Here is a 17720-nt window from a genome sequence, read left to right as displayed (position 1 = left end):
CCGCGCCATGACCACGACGCGCATCCTCGCCCGGCACAGCTATTACCCGCTGCCCACATAACGGCGGCGTCGATGGTTCTTGTCTGATCCTTCCCCCCGCCGCAGGTCGGCGGCGGTGTCAGGATGAGGACGGGTCTCCGGCCTGCGGGCCTATCCCGGAGACCCCGCGATGACCTTCCCCGACGGCTTTTGCCCCCGTTCCGAGACCCTGCGCGTGCTGGCGGCGCGCGGCTTCCTGCACCAGTGTACCGACTGGCAGGGGCTGGACGATGCCTTTGCTGCCGGCGCCCCGGTGACTGCCTACATCGGCTTCGACGCCACCGCCGACAGCCTGCACGTCGGCCACCTGCTGTCGATCATGACCCTGCGCTGGCTGCAGAAGACCGGCCACCGGCCGCTGGTGCTCATGGGCGGCGGCACCACCCGCATCGGCGATCCCAGCTTCCGCGACACCACCCGGCCGCTGCTGGATGACGCGCAGATCGCCGCCAACATCGCCGGCATCCGCCGGGTGTTCGACCGCTTCCTGACCTTCGGCAGCGGCCCCGGCGACGCGGTGATGGTGAACAATGCCGACTGGCTGGACGGGCTCGGCTACATCGCCTTCCTGCGCGATTTCGGCCGCCACTTCTCGGTCAACCGCATGCTGACCTTCGACTCCGTGCGCCAGCGCCTGGACCGCGAACAGCCGCTGACCTTCCTTGAGTTCAACTACATGCTGCTGCAGGCCTTCGACTTCGTGGAACTGTCGCGCCGCTTCGGCTGCCGGCTGCAGATGGGCGGCTCAGACCAGTGGGGCAACATCGTCAACGGGGTGGAGCTGGGCCGGCGGGTGGACGATGCCGCCCTGTTCGGCCTGACCACGCCGCTGCTCACCACCGCCTCGGGCACCAAGATGGGCAAGACCGCCGGCGGCGCCGTGTGGCTCAATGCCGAGCGCCGTTCGCCCTACGAGTTCTGGCAGTTCTGGCGCAACACCGAGGACGCCGACGTCGGCCGCTTCCTGCGCCTGTTCACCGAACTGCCGCTGGACGAGATCACCCGCCTGGAGGCCCTGGAGGGGGCGGAGATCAACGAGGCGAAAAAGACTCTGGCGACGGCGGTGACCACCCTGGTCCACGGCCCCGCCGCAGCCGCCGAAGCGGCGGAAACCGCCCGTCAGGCCTTCGAGGCCGGCGCCCTGGCGGCGGAGGGGCTGCCGACCGTCGACCTGCCGGCGGCCACCCTGGCGGCCGGGGTGCCGCTGGCCGACCTGCTGGTGCTGGCCGGTCTGGCGGCATCGAAGGGAGAGGCGCGGCGGCTGGTGAGCGGCGGCGGCGCCCGCGTCGACGGCGCGGCGGCCGAGGATGCGGCGGCCCTTGTCAGCACCACCACCACCCTCCGCCTCTCCGCCGGTCGCAAGCGCCACGCGCTGGTGCGGGCGGTGTAGCCGGGGCGAGCGAGCCCGCCGTCCGCCGCCGTTCGCCGGTCAGGGCGGCGGGCGGCGGGGCGGCGCCGGGAACACGATACGTAGCGTCCGCCGCCGCCGTCGCCCATGTCGAACATGGCCTGCAGGCGGCTGACGCGGTGGAACAGGTCGTGGGCGCTGCCGATGATGGCGGTCAGTTCCGGCGCGTAAGGATGCTCCGAGGCCGGGTCGGGCAGCTGGGCGCTGACCTCGGCGAACAGGTTGCGGCCTTCCACCTGCATCTCGACGCGGTTCATCTGGCCCTCCCCGACGGCGCGGTAGAGCAGCAGCAGGCTCATGCAGCAGGTGAGCGCGCTGGTCACCCGCGACATGTCCCGCGCCATGCGGATGCGGTCCAGCGGCTGGGCCTCCGGCGGCAGGGTGGCAGCCGTGCCGCTGCCGACGTAGGCGCGGGCGCGCTCCAGCAGCATCAGGGCATCCTCGAAGGTCGCGTCGAGCAGGGGCTCGTCCATCCACGTCTCGCTCACCGGTCTTCCCCCTTCTGCTGCGGTCACGGCCGCACCGTAAGGCAGGGGAGAAACGTCCACAACCGGAACCTCGCTCGCGGCCGGTCGGCGGAAATGTGAACGGAGCGCAAGCGGGCAGCAACCGCCGGTCAGTAATCGCGCTCCCAGTTCACGCCGACGTCGCTGCCGCGGCCGGTGGTGCGGCCTTCCAGCTTGATCGACGGGGTGAGCTTGACCTCCACGTTGACGCCGCCGCTGTCGATGCCGGCGCCCTGCTCGACGCCGACGTAGACGTCTTCGGTGATGTACTTGCCGATCTCCACCGCCGGCCCGTCGGCACCGCCGCCGAGGCGGATGGTATCGACGCCCAGCGTGTCGCGCATGACGTCCATGATCCCCGGCCCTTCGCCGCCCAGGCCGGTCAGCACCCGCACCGCGTTGGCCGCCTGCAACGCCTCCACCGGGCCGAGGTCGGACAGCGAGCGGCCGAACAGCACGCGGGCCATCACCTCGTCCTCCGGCAGCGGCGGCCGGCTGGTCAGCTCCAGTTCGGGGCGGGAGGCGGTGCCGGACACATGGATCACCGCCGTCATGCCGTCGCGGGTCTCGTTCTCGGCGGTGATGTCGAAGGACGGGTCGACGGCGCCGCCGCCGGTCAGTTCCACCAGCCCTTCGGTGAACACGAAGGTATTGCCGACCAGATCGAAGCGCCCCCGCACCACCTGGATCTGGCCGACCACGTTGGGCCGCTGCGAGGTGCCGCTGACGCGCACGGTGCCGGCCCATTCCGAGTCGAGGCCGCGGCCGCGCACGTACAGGCGGTTGGGCGCCGAGACGCGGATGTCGAGGCCGACGTTGAACACCGGCGGCGCCGCCTCCTCCGCCTGCCGCCGGGCGAGCAGCGCCGGGTCGCCGCCCACCTCCACCACCGGCAGGGTGCGGACGCCACCGCCGAGGGAGTTGACCAGCCGCAGCAGGGCGTATTCCACCGTCAGGTCGGCGGTCAGGCCGCCGCCGTCCAGCGGCCCGTCGAAGCCGAGCGGCCCCGACAGCGCCACCACCAGATCATCGCGCCGCACCACCGTCGCCGAGCGCAGGTCGCCGTTGGCGGCGATGACCAGCGTGCCGCCTTCGTCCAGGCGGGTGCGGGCGTCCAGCCGCAGGGTGCCGTCGCCGCCGTCGCGGGCGGTGAGCACGACGCCGACGGCGCCGTCCGGCTGACGGCTGGCCTCCACCGTCAGGTCGGTGAGGACGGTGCCGTATTCCAGGTTCTCGTACCGGCCGTTGGAGATGCGCACGTCGGCGGTCAGCTGCGGATCGGCCAGCGTGCCCTCGACGCCGACCACGCCGGCGCCGGTGCCATAGAGCCGGTGGCCGACCAGCGGCACCAGCTGCCACAGGGTTTCCACCTGCCCGCGCCAGCGCACCAGCGCCTGCAACGGCTGCGTCTCGGGGATGGAGGGGATGCCCTGGGCGCTGAAGGCGACGGGGATGGAGGCGGTGCCGGTCAACTCGTCCGCCTGCACGCCCTCCAACCCCATCTGCATCTCCAGCCGGCCGCCGGCAAGGTCGCCGGTCAGCCGCAGGGCGAGATCGTCGACGGCGGCATCGGGGATGTCGAGGTCGGGCACGGCGGCATAGACGGTACCGCGCGGGTTGGACGGCGGCCCGGCGATGCTGACGCGGGCCTCCAGCAGCCCGGTGACCGGCGGCCCGGCGGTGACGTCCTGGGCCAGTTGCAGCGGCAGGTCGGCCACCGTCAGCTCGATCGCCACCCGCTGCGGGCCGAGGTCGGCATCCAGGTCGATGCGGCCCTGGCGGTTGACCGTCAGCCGCAGGTCGGCGATGCCGAGGCCGCGGCCGTAGGACAGGGTGGCCGGCTGCACCAGATCGAGGCGGAGATCCTGCGCCTCGTTGACGGCGGCGAAGTCGGTCAGCACCAGACGCTGGGCCGGCAGGTCGTAGCGGGCGGCGGCGGTCATGCCGGTGGCGCCGGCCATCTCCAGGGTGACGTCGCCGCGCTCGGCGGTGCCGGACAGGTCGGCGGCGGCGCTGGTCCAGGCCATGCCGCCGGCCTCGCCGGGGCCGGTGCGCAGGGCGGCGGTGACGGTGGGGGCGGTGAACAGCGCGCCGAGCGTCGCCTCCAGCCGCACCGCCTGGGCGGCGGCGCCGCTGTCGGGCAGGCGCAGGGCCTCGGCGGTGATGACGGCAACGGCGCGCTGGCCGCCGCCGGCCGGGGTCAGCCGCAGGTCGACGGCACCGCCCTCCCCCGCCAGCGCCGTGCCGGCCACGGCCGACAGGGCACCCCAGTCGGTGACGGAGCCGCGCAGCCGCCCGTCCACCGCCAGCGGATCAAGGCCGATGTCGAGCGCCCCGCCGAGGTCGAGCCCCGCCGCCTGCAACGCCACCTGCGGCAGGCGCAGGCGGGTGAAGCCCGGCGCCTCGTAGGGGGTGCGCAGCCGCAACGGGGCGCCGCGGGGACCGATGGCGGCGAAGCTGACGGTGCCGGCGGTGCCGTCGCCGCTCAGGCCGCGGGCGGTGAGGTCGAGGCGGACGTCGCGCAGGGGCGTGCCGGCGGCATCCAGGGCCGGGCTGGTGGCGGTGACGGTCAGGTCCGGCGCCGCCGGTGCCCCCTCCGCCTGCAGCCGCACCCGGGCCGGGCCGCGCACCGTCGGGGCGGCAATGGCAAGGTCGGGGATGTCGAGGGTGACGTCGGCGGTCAGCCGGTCCAGCTCCGCCGCCACCACCGCCTCGCCGGTACCGCTGACGCCGGCGCTCTGCACCGACAGATCGCTGACGCGGATCGCGCCCGCGTCGTCACGGCGGAGGTCGGCGGCGACGGCCAGCCGCTCGCCCAGGGCCTCGGCGTAGAGCGGGTCGGTCCAGGCAAGGCCGGTCAACGTCAGGTCCACCCGCCCGGCCACCGCCCCGCCGGCGCCGGCACTGTCGAGGCGGACGTCGAGCCTCCCTTCGCCGGCCGCCAGGGGCAGACCGGCCAGTTCCGCCAGCGGTGCCACCTCGGCGGCGCGGGCGGTGATGGTGCCGGCGGCGGTGAGGTCGGTGATGTTGGCCGCCAGCTCCGCCTCGGCGGTCAGCAGCGGTGTTTCGATCTGCAACAGGCGGATGTCGAGGGCGCCGGTCTCGCGCACCAGGGTGGCGTCCAGCGCCACCTCGGCGCTGTCGCCCGGCACCACCACCGGCAGGCCGGTCAGGGTGGCGGCGCCGCGCGCCGTCAGCGGCGACGCCGGATCGGTCAGCGGCCCGCCGGCCGCCAGATCGAGGCGCGTGGTCAGGCGGTCAACGAGGCCCTGGCCGGTGTCGACCCCGGTGAGCGTCGCTTCCACCAGCGCCTGCGGCTGCGACAGGGTGCCGTCCAGCCGCACGGTGGCGGAACCGGCGGCGAAGGGCAGCGCCACCAGGGCATCCAGGGCGCGGGCGTCGTCGGTGCGCAGGGTCGCCTCGCCGGCCAGGGCCCCGTCGGGCGCCATGGCGAGGCCGCTGGCGGTGACCACATAGGCGTCGGTGGCGGCGGTCAGGCTGTCGACCACCACGCCGTCATCGCGGGACGCCGCCGCCACCTGCAGGGTGAGGCCGTCGCGGGTGAGTTCGCGCCAAGTGTCCGGCGCCGCCGCGCCGGTGGTGGCCAGCAGGTCGGTGGCGACGCTCCAGCGGCCGTCCTCCGGGTAGGCCAGGGTGACGTCGCCCGCCACCTCCGCCAGCCCCTCGGCCACCGCCGACAGCTCGCCCTGCCACGACGACGCCGGCCCGGCGCCTTCCAGCGCCACCTGCACCGGCGGCTGCCCCGGCAGGTCGAGCAGCCGGGCGAGGATGCCGCCGGCCGGCTCGGCGGCCTGAAGGTCAAGTTCCAGCTCCTGCCCCGGCGACAGGGCGGCGGCCAGCTGGGCCTTGCCGCCGGCGCCGTCCAGGCGGTCGAGGGTCAGGTCGGTGCGGATGCCGCCGCCGTCGGTGGGCAGCAGCAGGCCGGTGAGGGTCAGGCGCATGGCCTCGCCCAGCACCGCCTCGCCCAATTGCAGGTTCTCCACCGTCATCTGTTCGACCGACAGCCGCGACAGCATGCCGAGGTCGAGCCCGCCGCCCTCCTGCGGCGGGTCCTCCTCCGGCGTCGGCTGGGTGATCGGCAGGCGCAGCAGTTCGGGGTTTTCCAGCCGCAGCCCCTCCACCCGCAGGCGGCCACGCACCAGGGCGCCGGGGCGCCAGTCGAGCACGCCGCGGGGGATGCGCAGGAACTCCCCCTGCTCGTCGGTCAGCACCACGTCCTCGATCACCACGGTGCCGAACAGGCCGTCGAGGTTGCCGATGCGGGCCTCGATGCCGTTGGTGGACAGAAGCCCCTCCAGCTGGCCGCGCACCATGTTCTCCAGCGGCCCGGCCGCCGCCGGGGCGGGCGCCGCAACCGTCGCCGCCGCCAGGGCACCGCCGAGCAGCGCCGCCGCCAGGGATCGCCGCGCCGCCGCCATCAGAACGCCTGCCCGATGCTGAGGTAGAACTGATAGGCGTCGTCCACGTCGTCGCGGGCATTGAGCGGCACCGCCACATCCAGTCGCAGCGGCCCGATGCCGGTGTAGTAGCGGAAGCCGAGACCGGCGGCCCACAGGATGTCCTCCGAGAAATCGGGATAGCGCGCCTCGAACACCTGGCCGCCGTCGATGAAGGGGACGATGCCGATGCTGTCGGTGACCTTGATGCGCGCCTCGAAGTTGGCCTCGATCACCGACAGGCCGCCGGTCGGGTCGCCGAAACGGTCGAGCGGGCCGAGCAGCTGGTACTGGTAGCCGCGCACCGAGCCGCCGCCGCCGGCATAGAACCGCTTGTCGGCCGGCACGTCGAACAGGTCTTCGCCGACGATGGTGCCGGTGGCGCCGCGGGCGGCCAGCACCAGCCGGTCGCTGTCGAACGGCGCCCAATAGGCGCTGGCGCTCGCCTCCGCCCGGGCGAACAGCAGCGCCTGGGTGTCACTGGCGCCGGCGAAGGGCGTGAGGGTGGCGGCGAACACCGACCCCTCGGTCGGGTTCAGGCGGTCGTCGGTGCTGTCGCGGATGACGTTGACCGGGAAGCCGATCAGGCCGACGGTGGTTTCCTCCTGCTCGCGCTCCTTCAGCTTGGCGAATTCGAGCGACACCCGCGCGCCGCCGCGCCACAGCTCGTTGAACTGGCGCTGGATGCCGACCGAGGCGGTGGCGCCGGTGCGTTCATAGGCATCCGTATCCTCGATGTTGCCGATCACCGAGGCGACCAGGGTCTGGTCGGGGCGCAGCCAGGCCGGCTTCTGGAAGTTGGCCGCCACCTCCTGCTGCAGCTGCGACAGGGTGAGCGACAGGCGCAGGTCTTCGTCCTGGCCGAACAGGTTGCGGTGTTCCCAGTACGCCTTGGCGCCGAAGCCGATGTCCGACGAGAACCGCACGCCGGCGCCGACGGTGCGATGGCGGGCTTCCAGCGCCTCCACCTCCACCGGCAGGCGGCCGTCGGGACCGAGGTCGTCCGGGTGCCCCACCTGCAGGGAGCGGAACAGCCCGGTGCCGAGCAAGGCGGTGCGGTAGGCCTCCACCTTCTCCTCGTCCCACTGCTCGCCCTCCACCCACGGCGCCAGGCGGTGGAGGTATTCCTCCTCCACCCGCGTCAGGCCGCTGACCGACAGCGGGCCGAAGCTGGCGAGCGGGCCGGTGTCCAGGGTGACCTCGGTGCGCAGCTGGCGGTCGTCGTGGTTGACCACGTGGCGGCTGTCGGCGACGCGGGCGAAGGGGAAGCCGCGCCGCTGCAGCTCCCCCGGCAGCGCCGCCACCTGATCGAGCACGTCGTCGGCGATGGCGGGGGTGCCTTCCTCCAGCTCCAGGTCGGCGATGGACACCGGTGCTCCGGGCGGGATGAAGCCGCCGGCATAGGTGATGTCGAAGCTGCCGACGCGGTAGCGCGGGCCGGGCGTGATGTCGATCACCACCCGCACCGGCGTCGCCTCGCGGTCGATGCGGGCGTCCATGGTGGCGGCGTAGTAGCCGCGCGAGCGCAGGATGTCGTCGAAGTTCTCCAGGTCGGCGTCGATGCGCCGCTGCAGGGCCAGGATGGAGGCCGGCGGGTCTTCCTGCAGGCGGAACAGGCGGCCGTTCTCCAGCATGCGGTCCTCCACCTCGTCGATGTCGGCGACACCGCGCAGGTCGACCTCGTAGGGGATCATCGGCCGGGTGCTGTCGGGGCCGGGAAGGCCGCCGTCGGCCTGCTCGAACCCTTCGCCCGGCGGCGGCGGACTGTCCCAAAAGGCAAGCGAGCCGCAGCCGGTCAGCCCGAACACCGCCACCACCACCAGCGCCACGGCGGTCAGCCGCCGCGGCCGTGCTCCCCTGCCCGTGTGGTCCCTCATGCCCCTCCCCGCCTTGCGTTTTTTGCTGGTGCCGACGGCGGCGCACAGGCCGGCAGCACGTCAACTATAACGCCTGACCGCACTGTTTTGGCTTTGACGAAACGGTGAGGGGCGGCAGCCTTCCGGGTTTAGTTCATATTCCGGTACCGCGGCGGTATTCCGGTGCCGAAAGCGAGGCGGGGGCGGAAGTTTTCTATGTACCGGGCGCAGGAAACTGGCTAAGGTAGGGTTGGCAATCACGTGCAGGCGCAATCGAGACAGCCGGACCCCGCGCGTGACCCTGGGACATGCGAAAAGGCCGCGCCGGCGGCCGGAATGGAGAGAGAGTTCTATGCCGAATACCGAGGACCAGATCCGCCCCACCGAAACCGCAGGCATCGCCGCCCTGCTTGAACAGGTGAGCCGCATCGTCCAGGCCATGTGCTTTGCCGACGGCATGCATCCGGTTCAGTGGTCGGCCCTGCGTTACTTCAGCAAGGCCGGCGCCAATGCGCGCACCGTTAGCGGCCTCGCCAACTACCAGGGCACCACCCTGCCGCCGGCGTCGCGCACCGTCGCCGCGCTGGTGAAGAAGGGCTTCCTGGAAGCGGTGGTGGACCCGCGCGACCGCCGCAGCCGCCGCATCGACCTGACGGATTCGGGCCGCACCCTCATCGCCCGCGACCCCATCCACGCCCTGGAACAGGCCATCGCCGACCTGCCGGCCGAACGCCGCCAGGCGCTGACCGACAGCCTGGAAACCATCCTGGCCCAGCTCGGCGAGAAGACCTATGCCCTGAAGGCCGGCCGCGCCGCCTGAGGCGCACCCGGTTCGTCTCAGGACGGCGTGCAGAAAAGCCCGGCGGCAGCCTTGTCGCCGGGCTTTTCCATGCCCAGGCGGCAGGCAGCAAAAAGCCCCGCAGCCGTGGGGCGTGCGGGGCTTTTCAATCTGGGGCGACTAGTGGGATTCGAACCCACGGCCTCCTGGACCACAACCAGGCGCTCTAACCAACTGAGCTATAGCCGCCATCGCGGGAGGGCCGCTTTGTAGGCCATCCGCACCGGCACGTCAAGCGGATTTGCAGCGGGTGGGGGCCGATCAGAACTGCTTCGGGATCCCAGCCTGCTTCAGGATGCCATTGGCGGTGTGACGGGACTTGATGCAGGCATCGACGGGAAAGGTGCGGCCGGTGATCGGGCTGCGCCAGATGTCGTGGTCCCCCTTGCCGTGCCGGACGAACGCGCAACCGTGGCGGGCGAGGATCTCCTTGACCTCCGGCGCGAAGTCCCCCATCAGGCGTGCAGCGCCAGCCGGCCGCGCTTGCGGGCGATCAGGTTCACCGGCACGTCGGTCCGGTCCAGCAATTCATGGGCGTTGAGGTCCAGCAGTTCGGGGATCATCACCCGCAGCTTGGTCTCCAGCGCCTCCACCGTTTCGGCCTCGGTGATGAGGCCGGGAACGTCGTCGCTGCTGGCGACCCAGACCCGCGCCTCCTCGTCCCATTCGGCGTGAACGATCAGAGCGTGTTCGGCCATGACCTTCTCCTCCAGCCAGAGGGTGAATATGGCGTGCCGCCGCCGCCCCGTCACCCCCTGAAGAACCGGCGCATGCGGGTGATGGCCTCGTCGAGGGCAGTGTCGTTCTTGGCGAAGCAGAAGCGGACGTAATGGCCGGGCGCATCGCCGGCGTAGAAGGCGGAGACGGGCACCGCCGCCACCCCGGCCTCGGCGGTCAGGCGCAGGCAGAAGTCGGCGTCGCTGCCGGTCCAGCCGAGCGGGCGGACGTCGGTGGTGATGAAGTAGGTGCCGGGCGCCGCCAGCACCTCGAAGCCGATGTCGCGCAAGCCGGCGGCCAGGCGGTCGCGGCGGCCCTGCATGTCGGCGGCGAGGCCGGTGAAATAGTCGTCGCCGAACCCCAGCCCCTCCGCCACCGCCGTCTGCAGGGCGGTCGGGGTGGTGAAGGTGATGAACTGGTGGGTCTTGGCGATGGCCTGCATCAGATGCGGCGGGGCGGTGATGTAGCCCACCTTCCAGCTGGTGACCGAGAAGGTCTTGCCGGCCGAGCCGATGCGCACGCAGCGCCGCCGCATGCCCGGCAGGGTCATCAACGGGATGTGGCGGCGGCCGTCGAAGGTCAGGTGCTCATAGACCTCGTCGCACACGGCGTAGGCATCGTGCCGCTCCAGCAGGCCGGCGATGAAGGCCAGCTCGTCCTCGTCGAACACCTTGGCGCAGGGGTTCATGGGGCTGTTGAGCAGGATCAGCTTGGTGCGGTCGGAGAAGGCGGCGGCCAGCGCCTCGCGCGGCAGATCCCAATGCGGCGGGGTGAGGCGCACCAGCTTCGGGATGCCGCCGGCTCGCTTCACGATGGGCAGGTAGCTGTCATAGAGCGGTTCGATCAGCACCACCTCGTCGCCCGGCTCGATCAGGCCGAACAGGCAGTCGGCCAGCGCCTCGGTGGCGCCGGAGGTGACCATGACCTCGGTCTGCCAGTCGACGTCGAGGCCGTAGAAGCGGGCATTGGCCGCCGCCACCGCCTGCCGCAGGGCCGGCGTGCCCATCATGCTGGGGTACTGGTGCGGCCCCGCCTGCACCGCCCGCGCCGCCGCCGCGATCACCGCCGGCGGCTCCAGGTCTTCCGGGAAGCCCTGGCCCAGGTTGATGGCGCCGTGCTGCTGGGCCAGCCGCGACATGGTCTCGAAGATGGTGGTGCCGAGGGCGGAGAACAGCGAATTGGCGGGCTTCACGGGCGGCCTCTCGATGCTGCGGTCAGGGGGTGGGCGCGGCGTTATAGCACGCCCGCCGCTGCCGCCGCACCGGCCGACTCGCGGGCCGCCGGGGCGCCGTGGCGGCCCTGCACCAACGGGCGGGGCAAAACCCTGCCCGAAAGACGGTCAACCTGCCCAAAGCATGGGCACCAGTCCGTGACCGGATGCCGTGCCGTCTGCTACTAATGGCGAAGAGGGGCGCGGCTTTCCGCCATTTTCTCCGGTTGGCACGCGGCATGATAAAGGGTGTTGCGGAAGGTCGGCTCAACCGGCCACACTCGCACCGCGCAGGGTGGTACGGGGGTCGGTCGCAAGGGGCCGGCCGCCGGGGCACGGGCGACGCACCAGGATCGAGCGAGCGAGAGCGACGGGGTTCCATGAAGAAGATCGAGGCGATCATCAAGCCGTTCAAGCTGGACGAAGTGAAGGAAGCCCTTCACGAAATCGGCTTGCAGGGCATCACCGTGACCGAGGCCAAGGGCTTCGGCCGCCAGAAGGGTCATACGGAACTTTATCGCGGCGCCGAATACGTCGTCGACTTCCTGCCGAAGGTGAAGATCGAGCTGGTGGTGGACGACGCGCTCGCCGAACGCGCCATCGAGGCCATCCAGCAGGCGGCCCACACCGGCCGCATCGGCGACGGCAAGATTTTCGTCTCCTCCGTGGAGGAGGCCATCCGCATCCGCACCGGCGAACGCGGCAGCGACGCCATCTGAGGCGCGCCGCGGACACGGGGCCGGGCCGGGACACGCGAGCACGCCGCGCACCCGCTCCGGACCAGGGCTGACGGTTGGCGGCCCTGGGGGACAAGTTTCAACCGGCCACACTTATGGGAATAGGATCATGTCCGACGTCAACAAGGTTATGGAGCTGATCAAGGAACACGACGTCAAGTACGTCGATTTCCGCTTTACCGACTTCAAGGGCAAGTGGCAGCACACCGCGCAGCACGTCTGCACGGTCGACGAAGACCTGCTGACCGAAGGCATCATGTTCGACGGCTCCTCCATCGCCGGCTGGAAGGAGATCAACGAGTCCGACATGATCCTGAAGCCGGACCTGTCGACGGCCGTGATGGATCCGTTCGCCGCCCAGCCGCACCTGATCATCTTCTGCGACGTCATCGACCCGGCCACCGGCCAGCTGTACGAGCGCGACCCGCGCGGCATCGCCAAGAAGGCGATGGCCTACCTGAACTCGACCGGCATCGGCGACATGGCCTACTTCGGCCCGGAAGCCGAGTTCTTCGTGTTCGACGACGTCCGCTTCGACGTCTCCATGAACCGCTGCTTCTATGAAATCGACAGCGACGAAGGCCCCTACGTCTCGGGCAAGCTGTTCGAGGAAGGCAACTGGGCCCACCGTCCGTCGGTGAAGGGCGGCTACTTCCCGGTTCCGCCGGTGGACTCGGGCAACGACCTGCGCGCCGAGATGCTGACCGTCATGGGTGAGATGGGCCTCGCCATCGAGAAGCACCACCACGAAGTGGCGCCCTCGCAGCACGAACTGGGCACCCGGTTCCAGGACCTGATCACCGCTGCCGACCACATGCAGATCTACAAGTACGTGGTCCACATGGTCGCCCATGCCTACGGCAAGACCGCGACCTTCATGCCGAAGCCGATCCAGGGCGACAACGGCTCGGGCATGCACGTCCACCAGTCGATCTTCAAGGAAGGCAAGCCGCTGTTCGCCGGTTCGGGCTACGCCGACCTGTCGGAGACCTGCCTGTACTACATCGGCGGCATCATCAAGCACGCCAAGGCGCTGAACGCCTTCACCAACCCGTCGACCAACAGCTACAAGCGCCTGATCCCGGGCTTCGAGGCTCCGGTGCTGCTGGCCTACTCGGCGCGTAACCGTTCGGCCTCCTGCCGCATCCCCTACGTCGCCAGCCCGAAGGGCAAGCGCGTCGAGGTGCGCTTCCCGGACCCGACTGGCAACCCGTACCTGGCCTTCGCCGCCATGATGATGGCCGGCCTCGACGGCATCGAGAACAAGATCCATCCGGGCGACCCGATGGACAAGAACCTCTACGACCTGCCGCCGGAAGAGCTGGCCGGCGTCCCGACCGTCTGCGGCTCGCTGCGCGAAGCCCTGCAGGCGCTGGCCGCCGACAACGACTTCCTGAAGAAGGGCGACGTGTTCACCCAGGACATGATCGACGGCTACATCGCCCTGAAGTGGGAAGAAGTCTACAACTACGAACACACCCCGCACCCGGTCGAATACAAGATGTACTACTCGTGCTAAGGCACGGCGTGCATCGACCTGTGTGGTCGCAGTAAGCAGAACGCCCGGCGGGAAACCGCCGGGCGTTTTGTCTTGCAGAGGCTGCGGTCAGCGCCGATGCGGCCGCCTCAGAACACCACCAGAGCGTCAGAGAAGCTGCCGGCGGCCACGCCCTGCAGCGTCACCGTGCCGCCGGCGCCGCCGGCCGCCTGCCAGGTGACGACGGTGGTGGCGGCGGCGCTGCCGGCGGCGACGCTGTAGCTGACCCCGGACAGGCCGGCGAAGCTCAGGCGGTCGCCTTCGGCGGCGCTGAAGTCGAGCACCGTGTCGTTGCCGCCGCCGGCGGCCATGAACACGTCGGCCCCGCCGCCGCCGACCAGGGTGTCGTCGCCGGCATTGCCGAACAGCACGTCGTTGCCGGCGTTGCCGTGCAGCACGTCGTTGCCCTGGCCGCCGTAGAGCGTGTCGTTATCCTGACCGCCGTAGAGGGTGTCGTTGCCGAGGTTGCCGTAGAGCACGTCGGCGCCCAGGTTGCCGTAGAGCACGTCCGCCCCCTGGCCGCCGAACAGGCTGTCGTCGCCCTGGCCGCCATAGAGCGTGTCGTCGCCCAGGTTGCCGTAGAGCACGTCGTTGTCGGCGTTGCCGTAGAGGATGTCGTTGCCGCCGCCGCCGCTGATGGTGTCGTTGCCGGCGCCGCCGCTGATGACGTCGGCGGCATCGCCGCCGGCCAGCACGTCGGCCGCCGCCGTGCCGGTGGAGCCGGTGGGCGTCGGCGCCGTCGGGGTCGGGCTGCCGCCGAGCACCGGCGTGAAGTTGCCGGCCAGCACGTCGGCCAGGCGGTAGGCCTGGCCGCCGAACAGGGCGAACTCGATGTTGGTCAGCAGGGCGGAGCCGTCCAGCAGGTCGAGCGGCGCCTTGGCGGTCACCAGGATGCCGTCGGGCCGCTGGGTGAAGGTGTACTGCTCCGGCAGGAAGGCGAAGGCGGCGTAATCGTCGCCGGCGCCGCCGTCCAGGGTGTCGTCGCCGGCGCTGCCCATCAGGGTGTCGGACCCGCCGCCGCCGACGATCAGGTCATTGCCCTGCAGGCCGTTGAGCAGCCAGCCGGCATCGCTGGTGGCGCGTAGGGTGTCGGGCCCGGCGGTGCCGACCAGCACGCGCTCCCCCTGGATGACGCCGCCGCCGGACAGGTTGACGCCATAGGAACTGAGATCGACCGGAAAGGTAGTCATGGAAACCCCCTCGCTTGAACAGGAGGCGGCAGGCTACCGAGTCGGTCCCCCCGCCGGTATCCCCCGATCAGGGGAGGAGGCCGGCGGGGGCGCGGGGCGGGTCAGGTGCCGTGGGTGCGCGGATAGGCGCTGGCCGCCATGGGCTGCCAGCCGGCCAGGGCCTCGGCCCGCGGGCGGTGGATTTCCACCTTCAGCGGGTAGCAGGCGGCGTCATCGCTGGAATGGCTGGCGCTGCAGTCGCCGCCCGGACAGGTGGACAGGGCGCCGAGCAGGTCGATCTCGGCGAAGAACTCGATGAAGTCGCCGGGCCGCACCGGGCTCGCCTTCATGAAGTACTGGTGGGTGTCGCGGGTGAAGCCGGTGCACATGAACACGTTCAGCACGTCGTGCACATGCATCTCCGCCTGCCCCACCGGCAGGCCGCTGGCGGCGGCGAAGGCGCGGGTGAGGTTGGAGTGGCAGCAGTGGTGGTAGTCGTCGCCGCTCAGCAGGCGGTTGGTGTAAGGGTCGCAGCGGGTGCCGATGACGTCGTGGACGCCGCCGCCGTCCTCGTCCCAGCCGTACCAGTCCAGGGTGTCGTGGGTGATGGTCGCCATGGGGCGCAGGAACGGCATGGTGCTCCACAGCCGGTCGCCGGTGGACACGTGGGTGGCGTGCAGCTGGCGGGTCTTGCCGCTGAAGAAGCGTTCCGTCGGGTCGTCGGCGTTCCACAGGTTGAGGTCGCCGACCTGCGGCCCGTCGACGCTGACAATGCGGAACAGGTGGCCGGCCGGCACCCGGAACGGGCGGGCGTCGCGCGGCGGCACGATCACCTCGTCCACCACCGTCGTACCCTCGCGCACGGCGGCGTAGAAGGCGGTGTCGACGGGCGGCAGGCGGTCGACGGTATAGCAGACGACGGGCCGCGCCGCGCGACGTTCCGCCGCATCGGCCGGCGCCGCCGTGGTCCCCTGGTGCTTCATGCTGAGCCCTTTCCCTGTGTGCCGGTTGCCCCGCCCGCGGGCGGAGGAGCGTCATGCTCGGCCGCCGCGGGCGGGGACGTCAAGGGCCGCAGCGGCGACGGCGGATGGGGTCTCCTCAGGCGGTGCGCAGCCGCTCCACGAAGGCTTCCACCTCGCGGCCGAGGGTTTCGCCCTGGTCGGCCAGTTCGGCGGCGGTGGTGCGCAGGGTGCCGGCCAGATCGTGGGTTTCGCTGCTGTCGCGGGCGACATCGTCGATGGAGCGGGTGACGCCCTCGGTGCCGTCGGCGGCCTGCTGCACGTTGCGCACGATCTCGCGGGTGGCGGCGGCCTGTTCCTCCATGGCGGCGGCGATGGCGGCGGCGATCTCGTCCATGTGGCCGATGCGGTGGCCGATGTCGGCGATGGCGTTGACCGCCTTGTCGGTTTCCGCCTGCACGTTGCCGATGCGGCCGGCGATCTGGTCGGTGGCGCGGGTCACCTGCCCTGCCAGCTGCTTCACCTCGCTCGCCACCACGGCGAAGCCCTTGCCGGCGTCGCCGGCGCGGGCGGCCTCGATGGTGGCATTGAGGGCCAGCAGGTTGGTCTGGTCGGCGATGTCGGTGATGAGCGCCACCACCTCGCCGATTTCCGCCGTCGCCGTCGCCAGCCGCTGGACGATGGCGGCGGTTTCGCTGGCGCTGGCGGAGGCATCGCGGGCGGCCTCGCTCGACAGGCCGACCTGGCGCGAGATTTCGTCGATGGAGGCGGCCAGTTCCTCGGCCGCCGCGGCCACCGTCTGCACGTTGCTGGCGGCCTGACCGGCGGCGGCGGCGATATCGGTGGCGCGGGCGCTGGTGCGTTCGGCGGTCTCGGCCATGGTCAGCGACGACGCCTGCATGCCCTCCACCGACACGCGGGTGCGGCCGACCATGGTGCCGACGGTCTCGTGCAGGCGTTCGGCGATGTCGGCCAGCATGGCCTTGCGCTCGGCCTCGGCGGCACGGCGGTGTTCCTCGGCGGCGGCGTTCAGGCGCTCCACCTCCAGGGCGTTCTCCTTGAACACCTGGACGGCGCGGGCCATCTCGCCCATTTCGTCGCGGCGGTCGCGGGCCGGCACGTCGGTGGTCAGGTCGCCGCCGGCCAGCCGGGTCATGGTGCGGGTCATGGCCTTCAGCGGCCCGACCAGCCCGCGCACGGTCACCACCGCCATCACCAGCCCCAGCACCACGGCGCCGCCCGCCACCGCCGGCACCAGCGACATCAGCTGGCGCATGAGGGCGGAGAGGGAATAGCGCAGGTCTTCGGCGATCTGCACCTCGGCATTCTTGATGCTGACGGCGACGGCGCTGGCCTGGCTGGCGATGGCAGGCATGTCGGTCTCGATGGCCTTGTTCAGCTCCTCGCTCACCCGATAGACCTCGTCCAGCCGCTCGGCATAGGCGCGCAGGCCGGAGCGGGCGCCGTCCAGCAGTTCGCGCTCGGCGGCATCCAGGCCGAAACGGCCCATCAGCCCGGCCTGGCGATGGAACTCGCGGAACGACGCCTTGGCGAGGTCGAGCAGTTCCGGCGACGGGTTCTCGATGAAGGCGCGGGTGTAGTTGCGGCCGTCCATGAAGGCTTCCATGGCCTTGCCGGACACCGCCGCCAGCCGGTAATCGCCCCGCTCGCTGGCGAAGGAGGCGAGCTTGGACAGCTTCTGCTGGATGTCGGCGCCCAGCGGCGTGATCACCGTCAGGTCCAGCGTCTCGCGCTCCTTGGTCAGGGCGTCGGCGCGCTGGAAGGCGGCGTCGTAGTCGTTTTCCAGCCGTGCCAGTTCGGCAAAGCGCTCGCGCTGGTCCAGCGGCGCCGTCGCCGCCGCCCGCGCCAGCTGCCCGGACAGGCTGCCGTGGGTGTCGTCGTAGCCCATGCGGGAACGCGCATCGCCCGATACCAGGGTGCGGTTGGCGTAGAAGCGCAGGGCCGTCAGCTCCCGCTCCATGTCGCTGGCGGCGAGCGCCCGCGTCATGCCGGTGCCGAGGTCTTCCACCCCCTCCGACGCGCTCTGGAAGCCGTAGAAGCCGGCGCCGGCGACGGCGGCGGTGACCGCCAGGCAGAAGGCGAAGCCGGCAATGATGCGGGTCGACACCCGGAAGCGGTCGAGCACGCGGACACGGCCCAGGGCGCGGAAGACGGCAACGACGGGACGTTTCAAGGCAGTCACCCCCTGCAGATCACCGGGAACGGACCGCCGGGGTCGGCGGCCGCTGCTATGCACGGCATGGTAATCGCAGCACCCCGGCCAGGA

Annotated in this window: 12 protein-coding genes, 1 tRNA gene and 1 pseudogene; 4 read left to right on the top strand and 10 right to left on the bottom strand. The window is 71.2% G+C overall.

Features of this window, described 5'->3' with window-relative positions; genetic code table 11:
• Positions 1 to 169: 169 nt before the first annotated feature.
• The gene (gene tyrS / locus ABD056_RS08050) at positions 170 to 1429 is read left to right on the top strand and encodes a tyrosine--tRNA ligase (RefSeq protein ID WP_343866038.1); all 1260 of its coding nucleotides are present in this window, start codon (positions 170 to 172) and stop codon (positions 1427 to 1429) included.
• 122 nt (positions 1430 to 1551) lie between these two features.
• Here tyrS and ABD056_RS08045 read toward each other — a convergent pair.
• The 3 genes and pseudogenes from ABD056_RS08045 to ABD056_RS08035 form a co-directional block, all read right to left on the bottom strand.
• Positions 1552 to 1920, bottom strand: a pseudogene (locus ABD056_RS08045) (DUF1465 family protein); the annotation flags it as partial.
• A gap of 143 nt (positions 1921 to 2063) precedes the next feature.
• The gene (locus ABD056_RS08040) at positions 2064 to 6392 is read right to left on the bottom strand and encodes a translocation/assembly module TamB domain-containing protein (protein WP_343866037.1); all 4329 of its coding nucleotides are present in this window, start codon (positions 6390 to 6392) and stop codon (positions 2064 to 2066) included.
• Positions 6392 to 8287, bottom strand: coding sequence for an autotransporter assembly complex protein TamA (locus tag ABD056_RS08035; RefSeq protein WP_343866036.1), 1896 nt, complete (start codon positions 8285 to 8287; stop codon positions 6392 to 6394). Before ABD056_RS08035 ends, ABD056_RS08040 begins: the two co-directional genes overlap by 1 nt.
• Positions 8288 to 8618: 331 nt before the next feature.
• On the opposite strand from ABD056_RS08035, the gene ABD056_RS08030 reads away from it, so the two are divergent.
• On the top strand, positions 8619 to 9086 hold the full coding sequence (locus tag ABD056_RS08030; RefSeq protein ID WP_343866035.1) for a MarR family winged helix-turn-helix transcriptional regulator: 468 nt from the start codon (positions 8619 to 8621) through the stop codon (positions 9084 to 9086).
• A gap of 130 nt (positions 9087 to 9216) precedes the next feature.
• Here ABD056_RS08030 and ABD056_RS08025 read toward each other — a convergent pair.
• The 4 genes from ABD056_RS08025 to ABD056_RS08010 form a co-directional block, all read right to left on the bottom strand.
• Positions 9217 to 9293 (bottom strand) — tRNA-His (locus ABD056_RS08025).
• Between the two features lie 72 nt (positions 9294 to 9365).
• Positions 9366 to 9560 (bottom strand): type II toxin-antitoxin system HicA family toxin, encoded by a 195-nt coding sequence (locus tag ABD056_RS08020; protein ID WP_343866034.1) that lies wholly within the window; start codon positions 9558 to 9560, stop codon positions 9366 to 9368.
• Positions 9560 to 9802: a DUF1902 domain-containing protein gene (locus tag ABD056_RS08015; protein ID WP_343866033.1), complete on the bottom strand. Its 243-nt coding sequence runs from the start codon at positions 9800 to 9802 to the stop codon at positions 9560 to 9562. The genes ABD056_RS08020 and ABD056_RS08015 overlap by 1 nt, the downstream gene beginning before the upstream one ends.
• Before the next feature lie 50 nt (positions 9803 to 9852).
• Positions 9853 to 11013: an aminotransferase gene (locus tag ABD056_RS08010; protein ID WP_343866032.1), complete on the bottom strand. Its 1161-nt coding sequence runs from the start codon at positions 11011 to 11013 to the stop codon at positions 9853 to 9855.
• Between the two features lie 398 nt (positions 11014 to 11411).
• On the opposite strand from ABD056_RS08010, the gene ABD056_RS08005 reads away from it, so the two are divergent.
• Both ABD056_RS08005 and glnA read left to right on the top strand, forming a co-directional pair.
• Positions 11412 to 11750, top strand: a complete 339-nt coding sequence (locus ABD056_RS08005) for a P-II family nitrogen regulator (RefSeq protein ID WP_097276985.1) — start codon at positions 11412 to 11414, stop codon at positions 11748 to 11750.
• Positions 11751 to 11877: 127 nt separating this feature from the next.
• Complete coding sequence (gene glnA, locus ABD056_RS08000) at positions 11878 to 13287, top strand: type I glutamate--ammonia ligase (protein WP_343866031.1); 1410 nt, start codon at positions 11878 to 11880, stop codon at positions 13285 to 13287.
• 107 nt (positions 13288 to 13394) lie between these two features.
• Here glnA and ABD056_RS07995 read toward each other — a convergent pair whose 3' ends face one another.
• From ABD056_RS07995 to ABD056_RS07985, 3 genes are all read right to left on the bottom strand, one after another.
• A complete protein-coding gene (locus ABD056_RS07995) occupies positions 13395 to 14495 on the bottom strand; it encodes a calcium-binding protein (protein ID WP_343866030.1) in 1101 nt (366 codons plus the stop codon).
• 101 nt (positions 14496 to 14596) lie between these two features.
• Positions 14597 to 15457, bottom strand: a complete 861-nt coding sequence (locus ABD056_RS07990; RefSeq protein ID WP_343866029.1) for an urea carboxylase-associated family protein — start codon at positions 15455 to 15457, stop codon at positions 14597 to 14599.
• Positions 15458 to 15572: 115 nt separating this feature from the next.
• Positions 15573 to 17627 (bottom strand): methyl-accepting chemotaxis protein, encoded by a 2055-nt coding sequence (locus ABD056_RS07985; protein WP_343866028.1) that lies wholly within the window; start codon positions 17625 to 17627, stop codon positions 15573 to 15575.
• Between the last annotated feature and the right edge of the window lie 93 nt (positions 17628 to 17720).

It is taken from the genome of Caenispirillum bisanense (assembly GCF_039523075.1).
In the GTDB taxonomy this organism is placed as follows: Bacteria; Pseudomonadota; Alphaproteobacteria; order Rhodospirillales; family Rhodospirillaceae; genus Caenispirillum; species Caenispirillum bisanense.
The sequence above is the reverse complement of the archived record's forward strand: the minus strand, read 5'-3'. Positions and strand labels throughout refer to the sequence as shown.

What these genes read in the sequence shown, in the direction of transcription:
- tyrS (WP_343866038.1), top strand. Translation starts at nt 170, where the DNA reads ATGACCTTCCCCGACGGCTTTTGCCCCCGTTCCGAGACCCTGCGCGTG.
- ABD056_RS08040 (WP_343866037.1), bottom strand. Translation starts at nt 6,392, where the DNA reads ATGGCGGCGGCGCGGCGATCCCTGGCGGCGGCGCTGCTCGGCGGTGCC.
- ABD056_RS08035 (WP_343866036.1), bottom strand. Translation starts at nt 8,287, where the DNA reads ATGAGGGACCACACGGGCAGGGGAGCACGGCCGCGGCGGCTGACCGCC.
- ABD056_RS08030 (WP_343866035.1), top strand. Translation starts at nt 8,619, where the DNA reads ATGCCGAATACCGAGGACCAGATCCGCCCCACCGAAACCGCAGGCATC.
- ABD056_RS08020 (WP_343866034.1), bottom strand. Translation starts at nt 9,560, where the DNA reads ATGGGGGACTTCGCGCCGGAGGTCAAGGAGATCCTCGCCCGCCACGGT.
- ABD056_RS08015 (WP_343866033.1), bottom strand. Translation starts at nt 9,802, where the DNA reads ATGGCCGAACACGCTCTGATCGTTCACGCCGAATGGGACGAGGAGGCG.
- ABD056_RS08005 (WP_097276985.1), top strand. Translation starts at nt 11,412, where the DNA reads ATGAAGAAGATCGAGGCGATCATCAAGCCGTTCAAGCTGGACGAAGTG.
- glnA (WP_343866031.1), top strand. Translation starts at nt 11,878, where the DNA reads ATGTCCGACGTCAACAAGGTTATGGAGCTGATCAAGGAACACGACGTC.
- ABD056_RS07995 (WP_343866030.1), bottom strand. Translation starts at nt 14,495, where the DNA reads ATGACTACCTTTCCGGTCGATCTCAGTTCCTATGGCGTCAACCTGTCC.
- ABD056_RS07990 (WP_343866029.1), bottom strand. Translation starts at nt 15,457, where the DNA reads ATGAAGCACCAGGGGACCACGGCGGCGCCGGCCGATGCGGCGGAACGT.